This window comes from Gracilibacillus sp. JCM 18966, from assembly GCF_055392695.1.
The window spans coordinates 405,396-429,436 of record NZ_AP043883.1 but is presented as its reverse complement, the minus strand read 5'-3'; the positions used below and the strand labels follow the sequence as shown (position 1 = coordinate 429,436).

Genomic DNA, 24,041 nt, shown 5'->3' with positions numbered 1-24,041 from the left:
CAGAACTAAAGAATGATAGCTTTTACAAGAATGAAGCATTCTAACATTCAACGTCCATAGTAGAGCAATTATCGGTTGCTCCGTAGAAACTCCCAGACCATATTACCAGGATTATATGATAAAGTTTTGTTTACTTTTGTAATTTATCATATTATGTCGAATGAGACAAGGTATTCTTTGAAGTTAAAATATGGAGTTTAAAATAGAGAGCACCTATAAGGCAGTTTCTCTTTAATATTGAGAGTAAAGATGTATATAAAAGGGTAGAGGAGATTAAGGAAAAAAAATAAGTCTATCATGAGCACTGAAATCAATAGAAATAATGCGCAAAGAATTATAAGATATCGTTTCTCGAGATCGATTAACGGCATCTTCTACGATAAGATACAGTGAATCATTAGACGAACATGCCCTAATCTTTACTTTCACATAATATATGTCATAAGGGGTATATTGTTGGAATTCAGAATGCGGACGCAGGGTATACGAGTCGTTAGGTCACGAATCAGAAAAAGGCTATATACTGATGAACGGGTAGAAACCAAGGAACTCCTTTGCTTGTAATTGAAGAGTTCCTTTTTATAAGCTTTAATTAAAAAATAATTTAAGGATCTTGAAAGCCAAAGATAGCTACAAATACGTAGGCTGAATTCAATATAAGGAAACTCACACCAAAGACAAGTAACAATGTCTTAACAGTCCCTTTTCTTGACACGAAACCGAACATTATACTAATTAATCCATAAATGATAGGGAGTAGCATCCCAATGAGTCCCTTTTGATCAAATGTCACTAATTTAACCCATTCGTAATCATACTGGACTATTAGTGGTACCATACTTAAAATCACAAATACTAAAGAAACTACAGAATAAAAATTTCGCATATACAGATCCTCCTTTTGCTCGAGTCCTTAGCTTATATATATGAAAATAAGGTAGGATTAAACACTTTATACTATTATATATATTTCCACATCGGGTCCTATCATTCCTTCTATTACTAATCTCTCAGATAGTTTAATTTCAAATTTTTAATTTTTTTTGAGGAATACTTTTACATACAAAAAACAGATATTATGGTAAGAGTTCCACGATTAAACTTAATAAATCTTTGAATGATGAACATATCAAATTTATCAGAAAATGAGCCATAGATAGGAACTTTGGGACGATTTTATTCATAATCTGTATACGAAAAATTTTAACTGTTGACATCGTTTTCTTTTGTTGATACTATTTTAGATACAACTTAGATCTAAGTTAGATTTTATGGTGGTGAGTGATTTGAAAAGACATATTTTAGGATTTTATGGTGATGACTTCACTGGTTCCACGGATGCAATGGAAGCGCTCGACCAATATGGTTTGAAAACGATACTATTTCTTAAGCTACCTGATCAGGAAAAGCTGAATCAATTTCAGGATGTGGATTGTATCGGGGTTGCAGGAACTGCGAGAGCAAAGGGATTGAAAGGCATGGAGGAAGAGATTTCTCCAGTGTTTGAATTTCTCAAGGAAATGAATCCATTCTTTGTTCATTATAAGGTTTGTTCGACTTTTGACTCTTCACCAGAGGTAGGGAGTATCGGTTTCGCGAGCGACTTGGCGAGAAAATACTTTCCAGATGGGAGCTACCCACTATTGGTAGCTGCACCTAATTTAGGTAGATATACAGTGTTTGGGAATCACTTTGCCAAATTTAAAGAGGAAATTTATCGATTGGACAGGCACCCAGTCATGGCAAAGCATCCTGTAACTCCTATGGATGAGGCAAACCTAGTAAAGCATCTAGCGAGACAAACGACTCAAAAAGTAGTAAATGTAAATATTATGGATTTGGAAACAAAGTCTGTATCTGAAATTAATCAACAAGAGAATAAGGAAGCTGATATTGTACTATATGATGCATTGAATAATTCACATATGGAGAAGGTTTCCGAGGTATTATGGGAAAAACGCGATGAAGAAATTCAATTTATCGTGGGCTCTTCAGGAGTAGAATATGCACTTGGAGATGCGATGCAGCGTCATGGGGACGTCCAGAGAAAGGAACGCGATACCAAGCCGACTAAAGTGAAGAAGATTTTTGCTGTTTCCGGTAGTGTATCTGAGGTTACAAAGCAACAATTAGATAAAGCGGAAAAGGCTGGCTTTCATCTTTTAAGAATACCATATGAATTATTTTCAGATGACTCAAAGGTACATTCATTTTTATTAAAAGTTGCAAAAAGAATAGAAGAAGATAAAAAAGTAATAATCTACACAGCTAGGGGTGCAGATGATCCTCATATTTCGAAAACGCGAGAGCATTTAATGAACCATGGTGTTAAAAGAGAGGATATAGGTATTTTTATTGGGGAGAAGCTAGGAAAATGGACCAAGCAATTGCTTGATATAGTTGAACTTCAAAGAGTAATTATTTCTGGTGGGGATACATCTGGCTTTGTTACATCGAATTTGGATATTTATGCTTTAGAAGTAATCGATTCTATTGCGCCAGGAGCTCCTTTATGTTTAGCATATTCAGAGAGAGCAAAATTTGATAGATTAGAAATATCATTAAAAAGTGGTCAGCTAGGTGGTCCAGAGTATTTTGAAAAAGTCTATCAATCTGGCTCCAAATAAAAATCTAAAGGATGGAAAAGAATATGTTATTAAAAGACGTTGCCTACCAAAAAATAAAAGAGAGAATTTTAGAAGAACATTATGAAGCAGGACAATTCTTATCAGAACGAACCTTAATTGATGAATTAGGGATGAGTAAGACACCAATTAAAAATGCACTTGTTCGATTAGAATCGGAAGGTTTTGTTACCGTTTCATCTAAGCAAGGAATCATCGTAAATGATATTTCGATTGAGAAAATTAATGATATTTATAGCTTGCGAATTGCTTTGGAAACATTTAATTGTCAAGAAATCTATCAGCGCATTACAGATGAACAATTAAAAGAATTGCAGGAAAATATAGAAGCGACGAAAAAGGCGGCTGCAGATAAAGATGTACGATTGTTTGCCACTTTAGATCATGAGTTTCACTTAGCAATAAGTGAGTTTAGTGGAAATAATGAAATCACGAGAGTGTTATTAAACTATCAAGATCATTTGCGACGTATTACGTTACGTCATTTAAAAAAGGAACCGGCAAGGGTACAGAAATTTTACTCTGAGCATTTAGAAATTCTACAAGCATTAAAAGATAGAGATGAAAGATGCTCTGAGTTAATGAAAAGGCATCTTTTGGAATCCAAAATGATGTACTTTCAATAACATCGATAGTATATAAGGGAGAGATCATATATGAAAGCGGTATTTGTAGAGGCAGCAGAGCAAATTAGCATCAAAGATATTGAGGTACCGGTATTAAAAGAAGATGAAGTGCTTATTAAAGTGGCAGTTGCAGGAATTTGTGGATCGGACATCCATACGTATAAAGGATTACATCCATTCCGTAAACCACCAGTTGTTATTGGACATGAGGTTGCGGGTGAGGTAGTACAAATTGGAGAGTCTGTGACGAATTTTAAAGTGGGAGACCGTGTTACAGTGGAGCCACAAATCGGTACTGGTGAGAGTGAAGGAATCATGACAGGAAATGTGAATTATTCCGATGAGCGCTTGGCTCCTGGAATGGGTGATTGGTTAGGGACAATGGCAGAATTTTTTGTCTCACCAGAAGCTCAGGCGGTTAAATTACCTGACTCTGTTAGTTATGATCAGGGAGTTTTGGTAGAGCCATTAGCAGTTGGGGTCCATGCTGCTTATAAGGCAGATATTAAGTCAACGGATCGTGTAGCCATTTTAGGTGCAGGCCCAATTGGTTTACTTACACTTATCGCGGTGAAAGCAAAAGGGGTAACAGATATTGTAGTTACAGATGTTTTAGATTACTCTTTAGATGTAGCAAAAGAGATGGGGGCATCTAATGTTATAAATATCAAGGATAATGCGAATTGGATTCAGGAAGCAAAACTGACGTTAGACAAGGGGTCTTTCGACAAAGTATTCATCACTGCTGGTGTCCCTGGCATTATTAATGATTCCTTGAATTTATTGAGAAAAGGAGGCCGTGTAGTTACTGTAGCTATGTTCCATGGCCAACAGTCTGTTGATATTGAACAACTACAACAAAATGAAAAAGAAATAGTTGGATGCATGACATATAATCGTCCAGATACAGAGGAAGCCTTGGAGATTATTGCAAAGGGAGAATTAGATGTTGAGAAAGTGATTTCTCATAAATTACCTTATCAACAAGCCGACAAAGGCTTCACCATCGTAAACAAAAAGCAAGATAATTCTGTGAAAGTACTTGTTTCATTCGAGTAGGTGAATAAAGATGAAAACCAAAATCATTTTATTACTATTAACACTAGTTGCTTTGTTAGTAACAGCATGTGATCAAGGAACAGCGAGTGCGCAAGATCCGAAGGTTTTGCGATTGGGGCATATTCAAAGTGAATCAAACGCTTGGCATAAAGGTTCAGTTAAATTTGCTGAACTAGTAGAAGAGAAAACGAATGGTACAGTCAAAGTAGAGGTTTATCCAAGCTCTACTTTGGGTGCGGACCGTGATCTCATAGAAGGAATGCAAATTGGCTCAGTTGATTTTGCGCTTGTTGCTGGTGTAATGTCGAACTTTTATCAACCTTATTCTATTTTAGAATTACCGTATTTATTTGAAGATTTAGATCACTTGGAAGAGTTTGTATACGGTACCAAAGGCGAGCAATTGCAGGAGGATATGTTAGAAGCGACGGGAGTACGAGGATTAGAATTCTGGTTGCGTGGTCCTAGAGAATTAACGACAAATAAACGAGTAGAATCTCCAGAAGATTTAAAAGGTGTGAAAATTCGTGTTCCAAATATAGAAGCTTCTGTAGAGGGATGGACAGCAATGGGCGCTAGCCCAACTCCAATGAACTTTGGAGAAGTATATTCCTCGTTACAAACAGGGGTAATTGATGCCCAAGAGAATCCCATTGCATTTACGGCAAGTGCGAGAATTCATGAAGTGCAGGATTATCTGGTGAAAACCGATCATGTATTCGGTTATGTACAATTGTTAATGAGTGAAAAGACATTTCAAGGATTAACAGAGGAAGAAAGAGAAGCTGTAATAGAAGCTGCTAAAGAAGCTCGAGAATACCAAAATGAACTCGTTTTCTCAGAAGAGGAAGCGGCACTTCAAGAAATGTTGGATCAAGGAGTAGAGGTTATTGAAGTAGATCAAGAACCTTTTAGAAAAGCTGTACAAGAAGTTAATGAAAAATTAGCAAATAAGTATGGTAGAGAACTTTATGACACTATTCAGGAAATGAGGGAGTGAAGCCAATGAATACGTATGTGAAAATCATGGACAATATCAATCAGTGGGTAAAATATTTGGTTTCATTCTTGTTAGTTGTATTAGCAATATTAGTTGTCTTACAAGTCACTACTCGATTTGTTATCAATATACCGCTTAGCTGGACAGAAGAGTTAGCAAAGTATTTAATGATTTATATTGTCTTTTTAGGATCGGGCCTAGCAATGAGACATAATCAGCATATTGCAATCGACTTTTTGTGGGAGATTGTTAATGCAAAAAATAAGCAAAGATTGCAAAAAATTGTTTTATGGATTAGCGCAACCTTCTGCCTTGTATTATCTTATTATGGTGCACATTTAACGTATATTGTAATCGGGCAAACAACACCAACATTACAATATTCGATGGCTTTTGCTTATGCTGCCATCCCACTTGGCTCATTTTTCATGCTTTGCAATATTGTTGCTGCATTGTTGAGTCCAAACAATGATGATACAGACGAAATGGCAGGTGAGCTTCGATGATATTTGTATTACTTATATCGTTAGTCATATTATTTCTAATAGGGGTTCCTGTAGCGATTTCCTTAGGGTTATCTTCAAGCCTAGCACTATTAGTTGCAGGTGATATTCCTTTGCTTACATTAGCGCAACGTGCCTTTGTTTCACTTGATTCGTTTCCTTTATTGGCTATCCCGTTATTTATTCTTGCAGGAGCATTAATGGAATATGGGGGGATCTCGCAACGTTTGATAAATTTAGCGAATGCGATTACAGGACATGTCCCTGGTGGACTAGCTATTGTAACCGTTGTAACTACGATGTTTTTTGCTGCTATATCAGGCTCAAGTGTTGCCGCTACAGCTGCACTAGGGGCGATTTTAATACCAGCTATGACTAAACGTGGTTATGATAAAGAGCTTGCCTCCGGTGTTCAAGCGGTCTCTGGTACGTTAGGAATCATTATTCCACCGAGTATTCCGTTAATTTTATATGGTACAGCGGTTGGTGCTTCCATTGGAGATTTATTCATTGCTGGTATGGTACCTGGAGTTATTATTGGAATTGGACTCGTCATCACCGTATATATTCTCGCGAAAAAACGAAATTATTTAAAAGAACCAAAAAAATCAGGAAAAGAAATAGGCAAGGCGTTTGTAGAAGCAATACCAGCAATCATTATGCCTGTTATCATATTAGGTGGTATCTACAGTGGTATTTTTACTGCAACAGAAGCAGCAGGTGTAGCTGTAGCGTATGCATTTGTAATTAGTGTATTTTTCTATAAAGCGATTACTAGAGAAAACATTAAGGAAATTTTGACACAAGCTTCCGTAACGACATCTACTATTATGTTTATTCTTGCTACAGCAGGATTGTTTAGTTGGATTTTAACTATCGAGAATATACCACAACAGGTTGCTGGTATTATCACTTCTATTTCAGACAGTCCGATGATATTCTTAGGAATTGTCGTGATCCTACTACTATTAGTCGGAATGTTTATGGAGACGAATGCTTCTATCATTATTTTAGCACCAATCCTAGTACCTGTAGCAGTAGAGCTAGGGCTTGATCCGGTCCACTTTGGTATCGTAATGATTGTAACGTTAGCTATCGGTATGGTCACTCCACCACTTGGACTAAATCTTTTTGTAGTATCTAAAATCGGTAATGTGAGAATTGATCATTTAACGAAAGGATTAATCCCATTCTATATGGCCATACTCATTTGTTTAATTATTATTACCTTTATTCCTTCTGTGACAATGAGTCTTGTGGAATGGCTGAAATAAATAAACTAACGAGGAGTGGGAAAATGGATAATCAACTATTAATGGAACTTCAACGAACAGGGAAATTCATGATGGATAAGGATTTGGCCTGGGGAACTGCAGGCAATATTAGTGGAAGAAGCGACGATGGTTATATAATATCTGCGACAGGAACTTATTTAGGGGAACTAGAGATGGAAGACTTTTCTTACTGTAAAGAAGGAGAGCATATGGAGGGGAAAAAGCCATCCAAAGAATTTTTGATGCATGAAGGAATTTATCAAGAACGGCCAGAGATTAATGCCGTTTTGCATGCTTCACCATTTTACAGTACATTAATCGCTAATTCGAACTTAGAGCTTCCTTCCAATTACTTTGTGGAATCTATGTATTATTTAGAGCGTGTTACGAGAGTGCCTTTTTATAATCCTGGCAGTAAGGAACTTGCGAATGCGGTAAAAGATAGAGCAAAAGAGGCGAATATATTTTTACTAGAAAATCATGGGATCATCGTTTGTGATGTGAACCTTAAAGAAGCTCGTACTGCATTACAGACATTAGAGTATTCTGCCAAAATGCATATAACTGCATTAGAGAAAGGGATACCGATGAATGGCCTTAGTGAAGAAACTGTACATGATTTTATCCATCATTCAGGTTACAAACCAGTTCGAAACTGGGAAAAATAAAGTGGGTGCTTGTGCTTTAAAAACTAATTTCATTGATGTGCTAACGTAATCATTGGCATAATTAAGCTTTAAAAAAGTCTCCATCTAATGATAGGTGGGGATTTTTTTGGATGTATGTTAGATCTAACATAAATTTTTTTCTCAAGAATAAGAAGGTTTATGCCGATATTAATAGAAAGAAGAACTTTTATATAGAAAAAGTTTCTTTTTTATATCATATATTATTGGGGGCAATTAAATTGAAAAAAAAGAAAAAGATGAAGCTTAATTTAAGTTTAAGAAACAAACTTATCGCATCTTTTGTACTAATTTTATTAGTGCCAAGCTTGTGTATTAGTTTGTTCTCCTATCAAAGTGCAAAGGACAAAACTGAGAAAACATTAATGGCTTCTGCACAGAAAAATGTAAGTATTGTTGAGGATACGATTAGTGAATTTATATCAGCCCAAATGGAAAGTGTTGAATATTTATCAAACACGATTCAACCTGAGAATATTGAACAAGACAAAGATGCACAAACAAGAAATATTCTAGATACGATTCAATCAGCTAAGGAGGATGTAGCAGAACAACACTATGTTGGTACCGTAACAGGGGAATTTATGAATGCACCGACATCATTTCAAAATCCGCCAGGTTATGACCCACGTGAACGACCATGGTACAAGCAAGCAATGGAAAATAAAGACCAGATTATTATTACCGATCCATATATATCTAATTCATCAGGTGAAGTGGTTGTAACAATAGCAAAAACAACTCCAAACAATCAAGGTGTTGTTGCAATGAACTTAGAGCTAGAAAGCTTAGCGAAGATTATTAGTAGTGTGACAGTCGGGAACGAAGGATACCTTTTTCTTTTGGATGGAACAAGTCATGTGATCAGTCACCCGACATTAGACGCTGGAGCGGAGGCTGAGGAAGATTTTTATCAGAATTTATATACATCCGATTCTGGTCAGTTTGATTATGTGATGGACGGAGATAAAAAGAAAATGGCTTTTGCAACAAATGAACTTACTGGCTGGAAAATTAGTGGAACGATGTTATATAGTGAAGTTGACCAAGAAGTGCGCCCGATTTTCAATACAACGATTACGGTAATCACAATTTCTATTGTTATAAGTGGATTCATCGTTTTCTTTATTATCCGTTCCATTATCATGCCTATAAACAGGCTAGTTAAAGCAAGTGATCAAATAAGTCAAGGAGACTTAAGTGTTGAAATTAGTATGGAAGGCAATAGTGAGCTAGGTCAGTTAGCACAATCCTTTAATCGCATGAGAAAACATTTAAATCAACTCATTAAAGATATACGGGATAAAGCTAATAATTTGTCGAATTCTAGTGACGAATTAAATGCCAGCACAGAACAAAATACCACCGCAACAGAACAAATTTCAACCTCTATTCAGGATATTGTTGTTGGTATGGATAATCAGTCTAGCGGAATATCCACGAGTGAAAAAACGGCTGAAGAAATGGTTGTTTCGATTCAAGATATTGCAACTAGCTCGAATGAAGTCTCTACTACATCTAATCGTACAATGGATGCGGTCAAAGAAGGCAACAAGGCAATCGAGACAACTTTAACTCAAATGGAATCTATTAAGAAAAATACGCTTCAGCTATCAAATAGAATTGAAGGATTAGGGAATCTTTCTCAACAAATAAGTAATATTATTGATGTTATTACGAATATCTCTGAACAAACGAATTTACTTGCATTAAATGCAGCAATAGAGGCTGCTCGAGCTGGAGAGCATGGAAAGGGATTTGCCGTAGTTGCGGATGAGGTGAGAAATTTAGCAGAAGAATCCTCTCATTCTGCCGAGCAAATTAAAGAAATGATTGGAAAAATCCAAAATGAGACGACTCAAACCGTCGAATCGATGAATACAACTAACAAACAGGTGGAAAAAGGGATGGAAGTTGCTAACAATGCAGGGGAGTCCTTTACAGATATTACTGGTTATGTAGATACTATTACAGCTCAAATTAAAAATGTTGTATCAAAGGTAGAAGCTATCTCAGATGGCGCAGAAGAGTTCACTCAAGCGTTTAAGAAAATAAGTGATATTGCAGAAAATACTACAGCGGAAACCCAGAATGTCTCTGCTGCGACAGAACAACAGCTAGCATCCATGGAAGAAATATCAAACTTCGCTACATCACTTACCGAAATTGCTAGGGAATTAGAACAAACGGTGGAACAATTTAAATTATCATGATAGATGGAGGTACTTTATTTCCTTCGTAAATAAAGGCCAGCCTTGATAAAAGGCTGGTCTTTGTTCTTTTAATGGTTGTCTCCTTGATTATGTATTTTTCCTTTTCCTAATTTAGCTTTATTAAGAAGCAATATTTCTTAACTAAATAATTGTTCAAATAACCTTGATGTATTTAGTTTTCAATAGTAATATAAAAGTGTAAATAATTTTCACTATATATGAAGGAATGAGGTGAAATGATGAAAAAAAAATAATTCTTTCTTTGAAAAAGCACAAAGATTTGGTAAATCATTTATGTTGCCGATTGCAGTATTACCTGCAGCAGGTTTGTTATTAGGAATTGGTGGGGCTTTCAGTAATGCTGCCACAATAAAGGCATATCCTTTTCTAAATGTAGGTTGGCTACAAGCAATCTACCATTATGAGTTCAGCGGGAAATATAGTGTTTGCTAATAAGTAGTGTACGGGCCAGAAGTTTCTGGAATAAAAAATGAAGTGGAAGAAGCGTTAGGAGATAGTTAATATGAGAGTATTCGAACAGTTGAAAAATAAACTAGTTGTATCATGTCAAGCATTAGAGGAGGAGCCACTCCATTCACCCATGATAATGGGTAGAATGGCTGTTGCTGCCCAGCAAGGCGGTGCATCAGGTATTCGTGCAAACTCCGTTGTAGATATACAAGAAATAAAAAGGAATGTGGACTTGCCAATTATCGGAATTATTAAACAGGACTATCCAGATAGCGAAGTGTTTATTACTCCGACCTTGAAAGAAGTAAAAGCACTAATGGAGGTGGGGGTAGAAATGATCGCAATGGATGCAACCGACCATGAAAGACCTCATGGAGAGAGCTTAAATGATATTGTTCAATATGCTAAACTCCATGCACAGGATATTGCATTAATGGCAGATATATCAACAGTGGAAGAAGCCATTATGGCGGAGCAACTAGGATTTGATTGTGTATCCACCACTTTGGTAGGGTACACAAAGGAGACAAAAGGTCAAAATATTGCAGATGGCGATTTTGCTATGATAAAACAAATCAGAGAGAGTGTCTCTATCCCCGTAGTAGCGGAGGGGAAAGTGGATAATCCTAATAAGGCTAGACATGTATTGGAAGCGGGTGCTGATTTCACAGTGGTAGGTAGTGCTATTACCCGTCCGCAATTGATAACAGAAAAATTTGCAAATGCAATCAAGGAATTAGAGTAAAGAAAAAATGGCAGTTCGCTTATGAATTGCCATTTTTTTATATTTTCTTGTATTCATCAAGAGCGTGAAGGGTATGTTGATAGGTTTTCATCGTGTCTTGGTGATTGGTGAGTAGTATGCTTAAAACATCTAGTGCGTAAAGAATGGAAAGCTGACTATTCAAAAAGCCTTGTGCTAGATAAGGTTTAATACTTGCCGTGTACAACATGAGATCAGACAAATTCGCTAGGGGTGTTTCTGAATAGTTGGAGATAGAGATTACTTTGGCATTTTTTCTTTTGGCTAGCTCACTTGCATCAATAATTTCCTTTGTTTGCCCTGAACTAGAGATGGCAATCACAAGATCTTCTTCTGTTAAAAAGGATGAGGCAATAATCATCGCATGGGAGTCTTTATGTGTATCTATCGTTAGTCCCATTCTTGATAATCTTAACTTTAATTCTTCAGCCGACAATCCTGAGCTCCCCAGTCCATATGCATGAATACGTTTTGCCTTTAAAATCCATTGACAAGCTTTTTGAAAAGTGGAAAGGTTAGATAAGGAGTTAGTAGAGTTAATGACAGATTCATAAAATTGATGAACACTGTTAATAACATCTTCTGTTACTTCCTGAACTTTTACAGCATCCCGTAATAAAATTTTAAATTCAACAAAACTAGATGCCCCAATTTTCCTACAAAAACGTGTAATCGTAGCAACAGACACATCTATTTGATGGGCAAGCTCTTTAATATGTATATTCAATAATTCCTCATTGTACGTTAAAACATAATCAGCTACTTTTTTTTCTGTTTTACTAAGTGTTTGATAATTGAGTTGGATTTGATCCAAGATTGAACTCATGTGATGCTTCCCCCAATACCATAGTTATCTTGATTATAACATAGATTTTAATGGCAGCTTTTCGATGTAAATGTATTGCTGATATTGATTCGAGGTTGGTACTTAGTAAGTTTAAGAATCACTTTGCATCTTGATCAATGTTCGTGCATTAGCAACACTCAAACATCTATTTTAATTGATCGCCATTCTATGCTTTAATGACTCAAAATGTACTGAAAAACTAAAATATCTATAAACAATCAATAACTATTGAAACATTGAAAGGGTTATGATAAAGTTAATGAAGGGAGGTGGTATGGTGGATAGAAATGATATTGTGAAATTAGTAAATGATTTATTTTTTAGTAAGGAGGCTGCAGAATATCTTGGTATTAGCAGTCAAAGATTAAATCAACTTGTGCATGGTGGTCAAGTTCATCCTATAAAAAGGACGCCTGCAGGATCATTATTTTTACGACAAGATTTAGATGAGCGTAAAAGAAATTTAAAAACAATAGCCCCAGAATTAGCAAAGGGTAATCAACGTCAACAAATGGAACTAAAAAAACCTTTTATTTATGAAGTAATGAATTATTATACGATTCAATCTTTCTATAATTTTTCGGATAAGAAGACTGAACCAGTTTTTGAAAAACTGTACAAAACAATTAATATGCAACAAGAATTCACCAGAATTGCACAGAAGATCAGTAATGCTATAAGTATAGATGAAGTTGAATTACAGAAAGCTTATAAGAAGGTAGAAAAGGGATTTCAATCTTTAAATAAAGAAGACATAATTGTTAAGAGGGGATCGAAGGATTACCCTAAATTATTAGCCTTAACAAAGGAAGCTCCTCCTTATTTATTTCTACGCGGTAATATTCATTTATTGAAGGAGAAGATAGTTTCAGTTGTGGGGAGTCGTGGAGCATCAAATGATGGTTTGAAAAAAGCACATAGATTGGCAAGGCATTTAGGGAATGCTGGTATTGTGGTGGCTTCGGGGTTGGCAAGAGGAATTGATACAGCTGCACACCAGTCTGCAATTCAAAACCAATATCCAACCATTGCTGTTCTAGGTACACCTATTACACGAGCATATCCGAAAGAAAACGAAAAGATCCAGCAATTAATAAGTAAAGAGGGATTAGTTGTATCACAATTTCCGCCTTCGAGCCCAGTGCAACGTTGGTTTTTTCCGATGAGAAATGCTGTAATGAGCGGTATTTCGCTTGCCACAGCAATCGTGGAAGCTGGTGAAACTAGTGGTGCCTTAAAGCAAGCTGATTATGCATTAAAACAAAAGAGAATGATATTTATTCCTCAAAGTGCCTTAGATAATGATAATATTTCATGGCCTAAAAAATACATTAAGCGAGAAGGTGCAGAAAAGTTTACAAAAATAGAAGATCTATTCAAAGCACTTGAAAAAGCTAAAATTATTTCTGTTGCTAAGGAAGAACAAATGAGTTTGCTTGATGAAGGGATGGAAAAGGTTTATGTTCGTCAGTTTAAATAGATTAAATGGACTTGTTATTGACCTAGATTCTTTTCCAGAAGATTTTAATGAACCTTGGAACCAAATTGACTCCACTGTTACTATCTTGTTTATAAGTAAAAGTGGAAAGAGACTTTCTGCCATCAAACGAATCGATCCAGACTTTTTGATTTATAATGGAACATTCAGTGGATTTTTAATAAAACGTAAAAGTCTTATAGAAGTGCACCTTTATCTAGGGATGGAATCTTATGAGTTAGCTGTTTTATCCCGAGATCTTGATGTCTTAAAGTATATTCAAGGAATGAATGTCTCAACCATTTACTTCTCCAAAAACTATTTGAGTAGATATGAGGAAGTTGGAAATTTACCAGATTTTTTAGTTAATTCAATTACAGGTATTAACCAAGTGATTACCGGAGATTTAAAGGGTTATTATTCAGAAGTGGTATCAACAATTTTGAATAAGAGTGAAGACTTTAATCGGGGATTGGTAATTGTTACTTATAAAGAATATGAGGGGAGAAGATCTACTATTGTAAGCGGAGGGAGATATTTCTCTATAAATGATATTCGCTATCCGATTCACCAACTTTCCCAACGTATTATAAAGAATAAGGACTATCCGAAGTCACAGGAAAAGTTATTTAAAACCATCTATAATAATTTAATTCGTTTCATAGAAGAACATTTCGAAAAAGTTGATATTTTATCTCGAATTCCACCAAGACCATCGCAAAAAGTCGATCGATTATATGAATGTGTTAATTTTATATGTAATCAAAAATCTCACATTCAAAATGGAGCAGAATTACTGACTTGTTCAAAGGATTATGAGAGTCAGAAGTATTTAAATCAAGAGGAAAGGATATCCAATATTAAAGGTGTTTTCGAAGCGAATGGAAACTTTGAAGGTAAGCATGTTGTGATTCTAGATGATGTAATGACTACTGGTTCAACAGCATTGGAAGCTGCTAAAGAGTATTATGAAGCTGGTGCGATGAGAGTTACTATATTAGTTCTTGCAATCAATCAGTTTAGAAATACCCTAATTACCAGTCCTCACCATTTAGAATGTCAGTGTGGTAATGACTTAAAAATGCGATTTAATAGCCGCAATAATGCAGCATTTTTTGGCTGTAGTAATTATCGAGTTTGTAATAGCAGGCCCCTTAATTTTCTGAAAGGCTTAGAAGAATATAATCATTTAAACAAAGTGGATTTAAATGAGGAAGAGTTTGATGATACAGAATGGTTTTAATATAGAATTAGCAATAACAAATAGACTTGATGATAGAGATTTACTCTTCTTATGTGCGTTTTATACCAATGTTCGTTCTGTATAATTTTTAACTAATATTTCAAATTAAGAGTGAATTCCCCTAATACTGATGACATTTCCACATAACAGTTGTTACGATATAGCCTACAAGCGATAATTTTCTCATGTTTAAATGAACTTCATAGCGGATAAGCTTGCTTTATAATTATAAAGCTTGCAAATTTTCACACAATTGAATAATCTATAATTCGGGTAATATTTACTATTTATTGATATAATATAAGTGAATTGACACTGGTTAATCTTATTAATCGTGTCTAGGCTATACGTAAATATTAATTTCGGAAGCGCTTTTACGATGATTAATCTTGTTGTGAAAATAAAAATAGGAATTGTTAACGATGAAGATGAAAGAATTTATTGTTAAATACTATGTGCCGCTTAAGAACGAATTATGTCATTCGTTGTTTAGTTTGTTTATACATTGAATTTGCATTACATATAAGATTGGATTGGCGAAATTTTAATGTTTCGTATACATTAATACTTAATAGATGATTTTCTGCTTTGTGGGTTCATTTATTAAAGCGCATTCATTTAATGTACCTAAGAAATATTCTGTTTAACCTCTGACTTAATAAAATCATCATTTTTTGTATAAATCGTAAGTCCGGTAGTGTTTTTGTTGTAAGCTGGGAAAAAGAAGCTTGCAACATATCCAAAAATGTACGATGAAAAGAAAGCCATCACACTAACTGCAAATGGTGAAAAACTAGTCTGTTGAATAAAGTAGGAGGTAATGGCACTTAATATTAAACCAATCAGTACTCCAGGGGCATTCGCTCTCTTCGTGAAAATACCAAGAGCAAATATTCCTGCAATCGGAACTCCAAATAGCCCAGTCATAGCCAAAAAGAGATTCCATGTTTCCGCTTGATTTGTAGAAACAAGATATAGTGCAGCGATCATACCAAGAGTTCCTGTAACGATAATAACTAGTCTCGCTATGATCACATCAGTGAGCCTAAATGCTTTGTCAAAAAATCGTTGTTTAAAGTCGACCGTTATACAAGCAGAGATACTATTTAAACTAGACGATATCGTTGACTGACAGGCAGCAAAAATGGCAGCAATCAATAAACCAGCTATACCAACTGGTAAGGTTGTTACAATGAAGTAAGGAACGATAGCAGACGTATTAAATCCTTCTGGAAGCGTCTCCATATTTGAATAATAACTGAAAAGAACGGTACCCATTCCATAGAATATCGGTATGGTGATTAATGCTAGAATACCATTTGTCCATAAGGATCGATTCGTTTCTTTTATTGATTTTGTTTTTTGATAACGCTGAACAACATCTTGACTAGCAGTATATTGATGTAAATTATTGAAGATGGATCCAATAAATATAATAGGTATGGCAGCAGCTGCTGTTCCCAGTTTAAAATTATCGGCTGTGATTAATTTATCATTGGCTAATGCATCGTTTATGACAGTTGACCATCCACCATTTATCGTTAATATACCTAGAACGAGCACTAAAATTGCTCCTCCAATTAATAAAATGCCTTGGATGACATCACTCCAAATAACACCTTCCATTCCCCCTAAGAAGGTATAGATAATACACAGCCCGCCAACTACAGAAGCGATTATAATTGGGTTTATATTAGAAACCGATGTAATGGCCAGAGTAGGTAAATAAATAACAATCGCTACCCTACCTATATGATATAGCACAAATAATAGGCTACCAACTACTCTTAATGAAGGACCAAAACGCTCTTCTAAATATTCATAGGCCGTAGTTACGTTGAGTTTTCTGAAAAAGGGGATATATGATGAAATATTTATCGATCGATATAGGTGGAACGTATATTAAGTACGCCATTTTAAATGAGAACCTAGTGTTAACAGATCACCGGAAGAAGCAAACCAAAACAACTAGTAAACGAGCTTTATTTCAACAAATAGAACAAATTATTAAAGAGATAAGGGAAAAATACAACATATCTGGAATTGGAATTAGTACTGCTGGTATTGTGGATAGAGCCCTTGGAAAGATTGTTTATGCAGGACCAACATTACCCTTCTATAAAGGAATGGAATGGAAGCAACCTTTAATCGAGAAATTCAGCGTACCAGTAGTTGTTGAGAATGACGTGAATGCAGCATTATTGGGGGAAAAATGGAAAGGCTCCATGATAGATAAAAATAATATTTTTTGCATCACTATTGGCACTGGAATTGGTGGAGCTTACTATAATCATCAATTGATAGATGGTGCATTTCAACAAGCGAATTCTGTTGGCTATTTATTATATGATCCAGCTACAGGCACAAACTATGAGTCCAGAGCTTCTACCAATGCATTAATCTCAAAAATAAAGGAATCTCTTGATGATACAGTTACACCAGAAACGTTATTTGAACGTGCAAAATTGGGGTGTCATGAATGCTTAACTATCATTCATAACTGGGCAAAGGAAATAGCGAATGGACTAGCGCAAATTATATTGCTTTATGATCCAAAATATATCGTAATTGGTGGGGGAATTTCTCAGCAAGGTGATTATCTCTTAGATTTTATTCAGAAAGAAATACCCTACTATTTACCAGAGAATTTCCTGAAAACAAAAGTAAGAATGGCTACTTTACATAATCATGCGGCATTGTATGGTGCGATTTATCCTTTTTTAAAAGAATCGCAAGCACCCAAGGATGCTATATGAAGGTCGGTTGGTGGACTACCCTCCTTACTTTTGGAGGGTAGTTTTTATGATATCTAAGTCGGGTTCCATAATGGAGAGATGCATTCTCGCAGGAAGTATCTTTTTGGATATTGAACAAAATGAATGAATCTCTGGCTTGAGTTGTCCGATATAATAAGATATTGGACAAAATGAATGAATACCTAGCGTGAGTTGTCGGATATAATAGGATATTGGAACAAAATGAGCGAATCTTTAGCTCAAGCACTCTATTAATTTATTATTATTTAAACACCTATACAATGTTGCTCGATTAATATCCTGTGTGATAAAGATTCATCACCTTTTTATATTACTTTTTTTACCATTGGTCTTCCGCCTTTCCTTCCAAGTGCTCTAGCACTTTTAAGACCTTCCTTCGTCCTTACTACCATTAAATCTCTTTCAAACTGAAAAAACGTCTTATAAAACAATGGGCCAAATAGTGGAGAAAAAAGATTTTGAGCAATCGAGAAGAAATCTTTTGGAGTCGTATGTGTTAAATTATAATGGAATTATAAAGAGGAGGTTTATTAATGAATGAAGATCAAAATAACCCCCAACCTGGTACGATTATTTCTGCTGATGTAACTGTTAACCAATCAGAGGAGGTACGCGATTTCTACAAGAAAGTTATCGGATGGGAACATAGTGAATACAAAAGAGGAGACTATACCGACTATTTTATGACAACTTCCGATGGGCAACCAGTGGCGGGTATTTGTCAAAGAGCTGGAAGCCTTGCTGAACTTCCCTCAGTCTGGCTTGTTTATTTTGGAGTCAATGATTTAGCAGCAAGTCTTGAAGAGTGTAGAAATCTTGGGGGCAAAGTACTCACTGAGCCTCAAAGTGTAGGGAGAGGCAGTTATGCTGTCATAGAATATCCAGTTGGTTCTATCTGTGCACTTAGCCAAATATAAGGTTTCCTTGTTTACTAGTGTACTTTACTGTTTTCTCTATTGAAGGGCGTAAGAACGGAATAAGTATTGGATAAAAATATATCGTTTGTTTTTTCAAAATGAAGTAAACGACAGAGGGGGAGTGTAATGAGCCATTTAGTGCTTCGGAATGTGATAGAGGATGACCTTCCTATTTTTTTTAAACATCAGCAGGACAGTGAGGCAAACCAAATGGCCGCCTTTACAAGTAAGGACCCTAATGATTGGAATAGCTTTACTGAACACTGGAACAAAATACTTACGAATAAGAATATTATTAAGCAAACGATTCTCGTTGAGAACACCGTTGTTGGCCATCTTGTACACTTTGAGCAGTTTGGAGAACCAGAAGTAACCTATTGGATTGGAAAGGAATACTGGGGAAAGGGAATCGCAACCAAAGCTTTACGGGAATTTCTAAAAAAAATAACCATTCGTCCACTTTATGCTCGTGCAGCAAAAGACAATACTGGATCCATAAAGGTTTTAAAACGATGTGGTTTCATGATTTCGGGTGAAGATAGCGGATATGCAAACGCGCGTGGCAAGGATATTGAAGAGTTTATTCTCACCCTCAACTAAAAAACTAGAATTCAAAAATTAAGGGGTACCCAGACGAATATCTCTGGACACCCCTTACCACTTAAACCTGTAATGAATCTAATTTATACTCATTCGAATATGCCTTTTCCTTTATCTCAGGTGCTTTTCCGGCACAACCTACTAAGATCATTTTACTCTTTGCGAGTTCTTTCGCAACATCTTTTGCTTTGGCTAGATACTTTCTAGGATCCAATGAATCTGGTGCTTCTAGAAAGTGTTCTTTAATCGCTTCTGAGTAGGCATTTTTTAATTCTGTTGAGACATTCATTTTTGCCATCCCTAATGCTATACATTGCTTTACATCATCTTCAGGTATAGCAGATCCACCATGTAGAACAAGTGGTTCATCGACAAGGCTGGCGATTTCCGCTATACGGTCAAAGTCGATATCGGGATCACCACTGTAAATTCCGTGTGCTGTTCCAATGGCTGGTGCTAAGGTTGGTACACTGGTCCGTTCTATAAATTCTTTACATTCAGCTGGTACCGCCTTTTCAGCATCTTTATCGGAGACAACGATATTATCTTCTACACCACCAACTTTCCCTAGTTCTGCCTCAACATTCACATCGATATATTTGGCAATATCCATTACTTGATTGGTAAGTCGGATATTTTCTTCAAATGGATGCATCGAAGCATCAATCATGACAGAGGTGTAGCCTGCGCGAATACATTGGATGATAACATCTAAATCCGTGCAATGGTCCAAATGAAGTGCCATTGGAACATGAAATTTTTCTGCAGCAGCACGTGCTGTTTTTACAATACTATCTGGTCCTAGATTTTGCACAGTGCCAACAGTTGTTTGAATAATGACTGGTGCATCAAGCTCTGCTGCTGCTTCTGCGACCGAGTAAAGCATATCGAATGAGTGGATATTAAAAGCGACGATTCCATAACCAGCTTTTCTCGCTTCTTTTAGCATTGGTGTGGATGATACGAGTGTCATTTGAATCTCTCCTTAAGTGAAATTTTATGCGAACGCCCCTGCGAGCTCTTCCATTACGGTTGTCGTGTTTTCGGCACTTGCGAGCACTTCACGTTTTTCTTTGTGAATCAACATTCTCGAAATAGAGGCAAGTGCTTGAAGATGAGTAGTACCTGCTTCCTTTTTGGGAACTAATAGCGAGATAAAAAAGGAAGCTGGTTTTCCATCAAGTGCGTTCCATTCTACTCCAGAACTTGAAGATACGATGATGATAGCTGGGCGTTTAATCGCATCTACCTGTACATGAGGAATCGCGAATCCGTCTTGAAAGCCCGTTGTACCTTCTTGCTCACGCTTCAATAATCCATCAATAACTTCATCAGGGTCAGATGTGATTCCTTGATCTACAGCGATTGCTGCAATCTGTTGGAATACTTCCTTCTGTGTCGTAAGCGGTTGTTTTATTTTGATTTGATCTTTATTAAGCAATTTGCTGTTCATCGTTTTCACTTCCTTTCGATTGTTGATCTTTTGAATAACTACGTTTCTTATAGAAGCCGTAGAGGAATGCTCCAACTAGTGAGCCGATTAATATAGCGATTATCCATTGTATTGCACCCGTCACAACAGGTAATACGAGGAATCCACCATGTGGTGCTGGCACTTGGATTTTCATCATATAGGTCAAAATAGCTGATACAGAAGAGCCAATCATTAAGATGGGAATGACCACAATTGGATTCTTTGCTGCAAATGGAATCGCTCCTTCTGTAATGTGAGTGGATCCAAGGATAAAGTTGACTCCACCGGCATTGCGCTCTGCTTGGTTAAAGTATTTTTTGAAAAATAATGTGGCAAATGCTGTAATCAGCGGTGGCGTAATACACGCAGCAGAAACGCCTGCCATAAAGTAATAATTTCCTTCGCCTAGTAAAGCAGTGCCTGTTACATAAGCAGCTTTATTAACTGGTCCACCCATATCGAAGGCACTCATGGAGCCCACAATGATACCGAGTAGAATAGGGTTGGCATTCTGGAAATTACTTAAGAAAGAGATCATACCTTCATTAATTGCGGTCATTGGCTCTACTAACAATGTCATGATCACACCGACGAACAGGATACCAATTAAAGGATATAAAAAGATCGATTTTAATCCATTGAGTGATTTCGGCATTTTTTCAAGTAGTTTACCGAGTAATACGATAATGAAGCCACCGATGAAACCAGCTGCAATACCGCCTAAAAATCCGGCTCCCCCATTACTTGCTATTAGCCCACCGATAAAACCAACGACCATCCCTGGTCTTTTGGCAATGGATTCAGCGATAAAGGCAGCCAAGATCGGTACCATCATTTGAAAGCCAAGACTTCCAATATCATTTAACATGGCTGCGATCGGATGATAGCTTTCATGATCTGGATTAGCGGAATGGATTCCAAATAAAAAGGATATGGCAATTAGGACCCCGCCTCCAACCACAAATGGAAGCATATGAGAGACACCGTTCATGAGGTGCTTGTAAATAGAATGAGCAAAATTATTATTTCCTTTTTCTGATGCTTCTTTCTCTTCCTCATCAGAAGTGTCACTTTTCTTCGCTTTATATACTGTTGCTTTTCCATCAATGATGGTTTGAATGAGCTCTTCTGCTTCATGTATTCCTTTTGCGACAGATACTTCTACGGTTGGCTTTCCATGGAAACGGTAGGCATACACATCTTTGTCCGCTGCAAGAATAACGCCATCCGCTTCAGCAATATCTTTTTTGGTAAGTTCATTTTCTACCCCAACTTGTCCATGTGTTTCTACCTTAATTTCTACTCCAAGCTTGCTTGCGGCTTTCTTCAATGCTTCTTCTGCCATAAAGGTATGTGCTATACCTGTGGGACAACCTGTTGCTGCAACAATTTTAATAGGTGCCATCAAAACTCTCCTCCTTTATTTTCTCTAATTGAATAGCTGGAATAAGTGCTTGAATATGTGAAAGGCTACAAAGTCCTTTACTAAAAGCTGTAGCTGCTCCTGCAGCAGAGGAATAGATTAACGCGTCTTCCAGTGAGTGATTTTGTTCTAATTTTCCAATGAAAGTACTTAGCATAGCATCCCCAGCACAAGCCGTATTTACTACTTGTCCGTTTGCGGAACTCACTTTTAACGTGTGGTGAGGAGAAGTATAAATCGCTCCTTTTTCCCCTCGTGAAACGAGTACTTGCTGAGCTCCCCTGTCTAAAAGTTCTTGACTTAGCTCGAAGATTTTCTCAGAGTAAAGATCAGCTGTTGATAATTGAAAGAAAGATGCTAGCTCGTCCTCATTCGGTTTGATTAGAAATGGTTTGTATTTCAAGCATTCTAGTAAAGCATGGGAACTAATATCTAAAATCAACTTAATTTTTTTGTGGTGACATATTTTTGCGAGATGAATGTAAAACTCATCCTGGATTCCTCTCGGTAAGCTACCTGAGACGAATAGTGTGCTATTTGCTGGTATTTGTTCAATTTTTTCAAGCATCTCTGCCTTTTTTTCTTTGGATATTAGTGGTCCTTTATTCACAATTTTGTATTCTCGATCTGCATTAGCGAATACATTTATTCTCGTAATGCCCTCGACATCGACCATGGATGTGTGAATCGACAATTTCTTTAATTCTTGTTCAATAAATTTTCCAGAGAATCCACCGATAAAGCCCATGGCCGTATTGGTAATTCCTAGCTTGCTCAGCATAATCGATACATTAATCGCTTTCCCATTTGGCTGATAATCTTCTTCATATGTCCGATTCACAACTTCAGGGGTTAATTGGTCTAATCCTACATAGAGATCTATGGCTGGGTTTGGTGTTAGTGTATATATCATGTGCTCACCTACCTTGTTGTCTTGTTAATTTCATTATGGCACAGGATATGTTGTAAATGTTTTCAGGATATGTAAAGGTTTTCGCTTATTGTAAAAGAAAAAAAGCTTGGCGTATTTGCCAAGCTTTATAGCATTCGTATTGCATATGCGTCTAATAATATTCTGGAAATAACACTCAAAGGTAGACGAGAACGGACTTCATAATCTGGAAAATAGGACTGGGTTCCTTTATAGCCAACAAACGTCATTTCTGACATCTGTCCGAGACTTGATTCCATTCTTGTCGTGAGGGTGATGGTGGTAATTTGTCTAATATTTAAGTTTTTACAAGCCTCTACTAGTTCCTCTGTTTCGCCATTTAGAGAAACAAAGATAGCTATTTCATTGGCTTGGATGCTTCTTGATTTAATTCGAATGATATTCGGGTCAGTATGTTCCTCACAATTTTTCCCCATCAGCTGTAGTTTGATCGTCATTTCCTTTGCAATCATTTCAGAGAACCCACGACCAAATACGAAAATTTTCTCCGCATCATGGATCTTTTGAACGGCATCTTCAATTTGTCCAATACTTTGTAATTGTATCGTCTTGCTTACTTCATGCTCATTTTTTTGGATAGCTTGTTTAATTTTTTGATCGATATTTTCCATTTCATTATTCTCATCAGAAAGTTTTACTTTTTCTTTCAGGCTATATTTAAAGGAAGTGTAGCCATCATACCCAATTTTTTTCATTAATCGAACAATCGTGGCAGTGGATACATTCGCATGTTCGCTAAGCTTGACGATCGACATAGAAGAGATCTCATCTAGATGATTGTGAATATACTCTAGTAAATATTTTTCTGTTTCGCTCAATGTTTTATAGGTATTGGCTGGAATATCGAATAGTATATTGCTCATCCGTTTGCCCCCTTTAGTTGTAAATGGGATGTTCTTCTATCTCTTATTGAATCATGTTAGACGGGAGAATGGAAGCAGTAGGTACAATTTTTAGGAAGAATGTGCTATTTAGTATGAGAAAGAAAACAAGTGATTGTTTAAATTTAACATTAATAAAATGGATAAAAGCGTAATATGTTTAATAAAAACAAGAAAATGTTTACTTTGAACAATGGAAAGGGTTTAGAT

The 24,041-nt window shown here is 36.3% G+C and carries 21 protein-coding genes, 2 pseudogenes and 1 riboswitch; of the genes and pseudogenes, 15 read left to right on the top strand and 8 right to left on the bottom strand.

Annotated features, from left to right (window positions below; translation table 11 throughout):
- Positions 1-37 precede the first annotated feature (37 nt).
- Positions 38-139, bottom strand: a riboswitch (purine riboswitch).
- 465 nt (positions 140-604) lie between these two features.
- A complete protein-coding gene (locus ACZ5N5_RS01890; protein WP_054787699.1) occupies positions 605-886 on the bottom strand; it encodes a hypothetical protein in 282 nt (93 codons plus the stop codon).
- Positions 887-1,286: 400 nt separating this feature from the next.
- Between ACZ5N5_RS01890 and ACZ5N5_RS01885 the strand changes: the two genes are divergently transcribed.
- The 10 genes and pseudogenes from ACZ5N5_RS01885 (at position 1,287) to ACZ5N5_RS01840 (ending at position 11,222) form a co-directional block, all read left to right on the top strand.
- Positions 1,287-2,627, top strand: a complete 1,341-nt coding sequence (locus ACZ5N5_RS01885) for a four-carbon acid sugar kinase family protein (protein WP_464373156.1) — start codon at positions 1,287-1,289, stop codon at positions 2,625-2,627.
- A gap of 23 nt (positions 2,628-2,650) precedes the next feature.
- Entirely contained in the window at positions 2,651-3,271 is a 621-nt protein-coding gene (locus ACZ5N5_RS01880) for a GntR family transcriptional regulator (RefSeq protein WP_054860261.1), read from the top strand.
- A gap of 30 nt (positions 3,272-3,301) precedes the next feature.
- Entirely contained in the window at positions 3,302-4,330 is a 1,029-nt protein-coding gene (locus ACZ5N5_RS01875; RefSeq protein ID WP_109985294.1) for a zinc-dependent alcohol dehydrogenase, read from the top strand.
- Between the two features lie 10 nt (positions 4,331-4,340).
- Entirely contained in the window at positions 4,341-5,330 is a 990-nt protein-coding gene (locus tag ACZ5N5_RS01870; RefSeq protein WP_054787700.1) for a TRAP transporter substrate-binding protein, read from the top strand.
- Between the two features lie 5 nt (positions 5,331-5,335).
- Positions 5,336-5,836, top strand: a complete 501-nt coding sequence (locus ACZ5N5_RS01865) for a TRAP transporter small permease (RefSeq protein WP_277679172.1) — start codon at positions 5,336-5,338, stop codon at positions 5,834-5,836.
- Positions 5,833-7,107 carry a TRAP transporter large permease gene (locus tag ACZ5N5_RS01860; protein ID WP_277679171.1) on the top strand — a complete coding sequence of 425 codons (1,275 nt, stop codon included), beginning with the start codon at positions 5,833-5,835 and terminating at the stop codon, positions 7,105-7,107. Before ACZ5N5_RS01865 ends, ACZ5N5_RS01860 begins: the two co-directional genes overlap by 4 nt.
- A gap of 23 nt (positions 7,108-7,130) precedes the next feature.
- Entirely contained in the window at positions 7,131-7,775 is a 645-nt protein-coding gene (locus tag ACZ5N5_RS01855) for a class II aldolase/adducin family protein (protein ID WP_277679170.1), read from the top strand.
- A gap of 239 nt (positions 7,776-8,014) precedes the next feature.
- Positions 8,015-10,006, top strand: coding sequence for a methyl-accepting chemotaxis protein (locus ACZ5N5_RS01850; protein ID WP_464373155.1), 1,992 nt, complete (start codon positions 8,015-8,017; stop codon positions 10,004-10,006).
- A gap of 294 nt (positions 10,007-10,300) precedes the next feature.
- Positions 10,301-10,460 (top strand): annotated as a pseudogene (locus tag ACZ5N5_RS01845) (PTS transporter subunit EIIC); the annotation flags it as partial.
- Positions 10,461-10,529: 69 nt separating this feature from the next.
- A complete protein-coding gene (locus tag ACZ5N5_RS01840; protein ID WP_054787701.1) occupies positions 10,530-11,222 on the top strand; it encodes an N-acetylmannosamine-6-phosphate 2-epimerase in 693 nt (230 codons plus the stop codon).
- 37 nt (positions 11,223-11,259) lie between these two features.
- Here ACZ5N5_RS01840 and ACZ5N5_RS01835 read toward each other — a convergent pair whose 3' ends face one another.
- Complete coding sequence (locus tag ACZ5N5_RS01835; RefSeq protein WP_464373154.1) at positions 11,260-12,066, bottom strand: MurR/RpiR family transcriptional regulator; 807 nt, start codon at positions 12,064-12,066, stop codon at positions 11,260-11,262.
- A gap of 298 nt (positions 12,067-12,364) precedes the next feature.
- Here ACZ5N5_RS01835 and ACZ5N5_RS01830 point away from each other — a divergent pair, with 298 nt between their 5' ends.
- Positions 12,365-13,567: a DNA-processing protein DprA gene (locus tag ACZ5N5_RS01830; protein ID WP_464373153.1), complete on the top strand. Its 1,203-nt coding sequence runs from the start codon at positions 12,365-12,367 to the stop codon at positions 13,565-13,567.
- Positions 13,527-14,807 carry a ComF family protein gene (locus tag ACZ5N5_RS01825; RefSeq protein WP_464373152.1) on the top strand — a complete coding sequence of 427 codons (1,281 nt, stop codon included), beginning with the start codon at positions 13,527-13,529 and terminating at the stop codon, positions 14,805-14,807. The genes ACZ5N5_RS01830 and ACZ5N5_RS01825 overlap by 41 nt, the downstream gene beginning before the upstream one ends.
- A gap of 627 nt (positions 14,808-15,434) precedes the next feature.
- On the opposite strand, the pseudogene ACZ5N5_RS01820 reads toward ACZ5N5_RS01825, so the two are convergent.
- Positions 15,435-16,670: pseudogene (locus ACZ5N5_RS01820) on the bottom strand (sodium:solute symporter family protein); the annotation flags it as partial.
- A gap of 2 nt (positions 16,671-16,672) precedes the next feature.
- Here ACZ5N5_RS01820 and ACZ5N5_RS01815 point away from each other — a divergent pair.
- The 3 genes from ACZ5N5_RS01815 to ACZ5N5_RS01805 all read left to right on the top strand — a co-directional run bounded on the left by ACZ5N5_RS01815 (position 16,673) and on the right by ACZ5N5_RS01805 (position 19,101).
- Positions 16,673-17,563: an ROK family protein gene (locus ACZ5N5_RS01815; protein WP_464373151.1), complete on the top strand. Its 891-nt coding sequence runs from the start codon at positions 16,673-16,675 to the stop codon at positions 17,561-17,563.
- A 554-nt stretch (positions 17,564-18,117) separates the two neighbouring features.
- A complete protein-coding gene (locus ACZ5N5_RS01810) occupies positions 18,118-18,501 on the top strand; it encodes a VOC family protein (protein WP_054787713.1) in 384 nt (127 codons plus the stop codon).
- Positions 18,502-18,627: 126 nt separating this feature from the next.
- Positions 18,628-19,101 carry a GNAT family N-acetyltransferase gene (locus ACZ5N5_RS01805; protein ID WP_054787714.1) on the top strand — a complete coding sequence of 158 codons (474 nt, stop codon included), beginning with the start codon at positions 18,628-18,630 and terminating at the stop codon, positions 19,099-19,101.
- A gap of 61 nt (positions 19,102-19,162) precedes the next feature.
- Here the strand turns inward: ACZ5N5_RS01805 and ACZ5N5_RS01800 are convergent, their stop codons facing one another.
- From ACZ5N5_RS01800 to ACZ5N5_RS01780, 5 genes are all read right to left on the bottom strand, one after another.
- The gene (locus tag ACZ5N5_RS01800; protein ID WP_464373150.1) at positions 19,163-20,074 is read right to left on the bottom strand and encodes a class II fructose-bisphosphate aldolase; all 912 of its coding nucleotides are present in this window, start codon (positions 20,072-20,074) and stop codon (positions 19,163-19,165) included.
- A gap of 24 nt (positions 20,075-20,098) precedes the next feature.
- Positions 20,099-20,554, bottom strand: a complete 456-nt coding sequence (locus tag ACZ5N5_RS01795) for a PTS sugar transporter subunit IIA (RefSeq protein ID WP_464373149.1) — start codon at positions 20,552-20,554, stop codon at positions 20,099-20,101.
- Complete coding sequence (locus ACZ5N5_RS01790; protein ID WP_464373148.1) at positions 20,535-21,980, bottom strand: PTS fructose transporter subunit IIC; 1,446 nt, start codon at positions 21,978-21,980, stop codon at positions 20,535-20,537. The genes ACZ5N5_RS01795 and ACZ5N5_RS01790 overlap by 20 nt, the downstream gene beginning before the upstream one ends.
- On the bottom strand, positions 21,967-22,911 hold the full coding sequence (gene pfkB / locus ACZ5N5_RS01785) for a 1-phosphofructokinase (protein WP_464373147.1): 945 nt from the start codon (positions 22,909-22,911) through the stop codon (positions 21,967-21,969). Before pfkB ends, ACZ5N5_RS01790 begins: the two co-directional genes overlap by 14 nt.
- A 125-nt stretch (positions 22,912-23,036) precedes the next feature.
- The gene (locus ACZ5N5_RS01780; protein ID WP_109985309.1) at positions 23,037-23,813 is read right to left on the bottom strand and encodes a MurR/RpiR family transcriptional regulator; all 777 of its coding nucleotides are present in this window, start codon (positions 23,811-23,813) and stop codon (positions 23,037-23,039) included.
- Between the last annotated feature and the right edge of the window lie 228 nt (positions 23,814-24,041).

Bases quoted from the DNA above. Each gene is read 5' to 3' on its own strand.
- ACZ5N5_RS01890 (WP_054787699.1), bottom strand. From the start codon at position 886: ATGCGAAATTTTTATTCTGTAGTTTCTTTAGTATTTGTGATTTTAAGT.
- ACZ5N5_RS01880 (WP_054860261.1), top strand. From the start codon at position 2,651: ATGTTATTAAAAGACGTTGCCTACCAAAAAATAAAAGAGAGAATTTTA.
- ACZ5N5_RS01875 (WP_109985294.1), top strand. From the start codon at position 3,302: ATGAAAGCGGTATTTGTAGAGGCAGCAGAGCAAATTAGCATCAAAGAT.
- ACZ5N5_RS01870 (WP_054787700.1), top strand. From the start codon at position 4,341: ATGAAAACCAAAATCATTTTATTACTATTAACACTAGTTGCTTTGTTA.
- ACZ5N5_RS01865 (WP_277679172.1), top strand. From the start codon at position 5,336: ATGAATACGTATGTGAAAATCATGGACAATATCAATCAGTGGGTAAAA.
- ACZ5N5_RS01860 (WP_277679171.1), top strand. From the start codon at position 5,833: ATGATATTTGTATTACTTATATCGTTAGTCATATTATTTCTAATAGGG.
- ACZ5N5_RS01855 (WP_277679170.1), top strand. From the start codon at position 7,131: ATGGATAATCAACTATTAATGGAACTTCAACGAACAGGGAAATTCATG.
- ACZ5N5_RS01840 (WP_054787701.1), top strand. From the start codon at position 10,530: ATGAGAGTATTCGAACAGTTGAAAAATAAACTAGTTGTATCATGTCAA.
- ACZ5N5_RS01835 (WP_464373154.1), bottom strand. From the start codon at position 12,066: ATGAGTTCAATCTTGGATCAAATCCAACTCAATTATCAAACACTTAGT.
- ACZ5N5_RS01825 (WP_464373152.1), top strand. From the start codon at position 13,527: ATGAAGGGATGGAAAAGGTTTATGTTCGTCAGTTTAAATAGATTAAAT.
- ACZ5N5_RS01815 (WP_464373151.1), top strand. From the start codon at position 16,673: ATGAAATATTTATCGATCGATATAGGTGGAACGTATATTAAGTACGCC.
- ACZ5N5_RS01810 (WP_054787713.1), top strand. From the start codon at position 18,118: ATGAATGAAGATCAAAATAACCCCCAACCTGGTACGATTATTTCTGCT.
- ACZ5N5_RS01805 (WP_054787714.1), top strand. From the start codon at position 18,628: ATGAGCCATTTAGTGCTTCGGAATGTGATAGAGGATGACCTTCCTATT.
- ACZ5N5_RS01800 (WP_464373150.1), bottom strand. From the start codon at position 20,074: ATGACACTCGTATCATCCACACCAATGCTAAAAGAAGCGAGAAAAGCT.
- ACZ5N5_RS01795 (WP_464373149.1), bottom strand. From the start codon at position 20,554: ATGAACAGCAAATTGCTTAATAAAGATCAAATCAAAATAAAACAACCG.
- ACZ5N5_RS01790 (WP_464373148.1), bottom strand. From the start codon at position 21,980: ATGGCACCTATTAAAATTGTTGCAGCAACAGGTTGTCCCACAGGTATA.
- pfkB (WP_464373147.1), bottom strand. From the start codon at position 22,911: ATGATATATACACTAACACCAAACCCAGCCATAGATCTCTATGTAGGA.
- ACZ5N5_RS01780 (WP_109985309.1), bottom strand. From the start codon at position 23,813: ATGAGCAATATACTATTCGATATTCCAGCCAATACCTATAAAACATTG.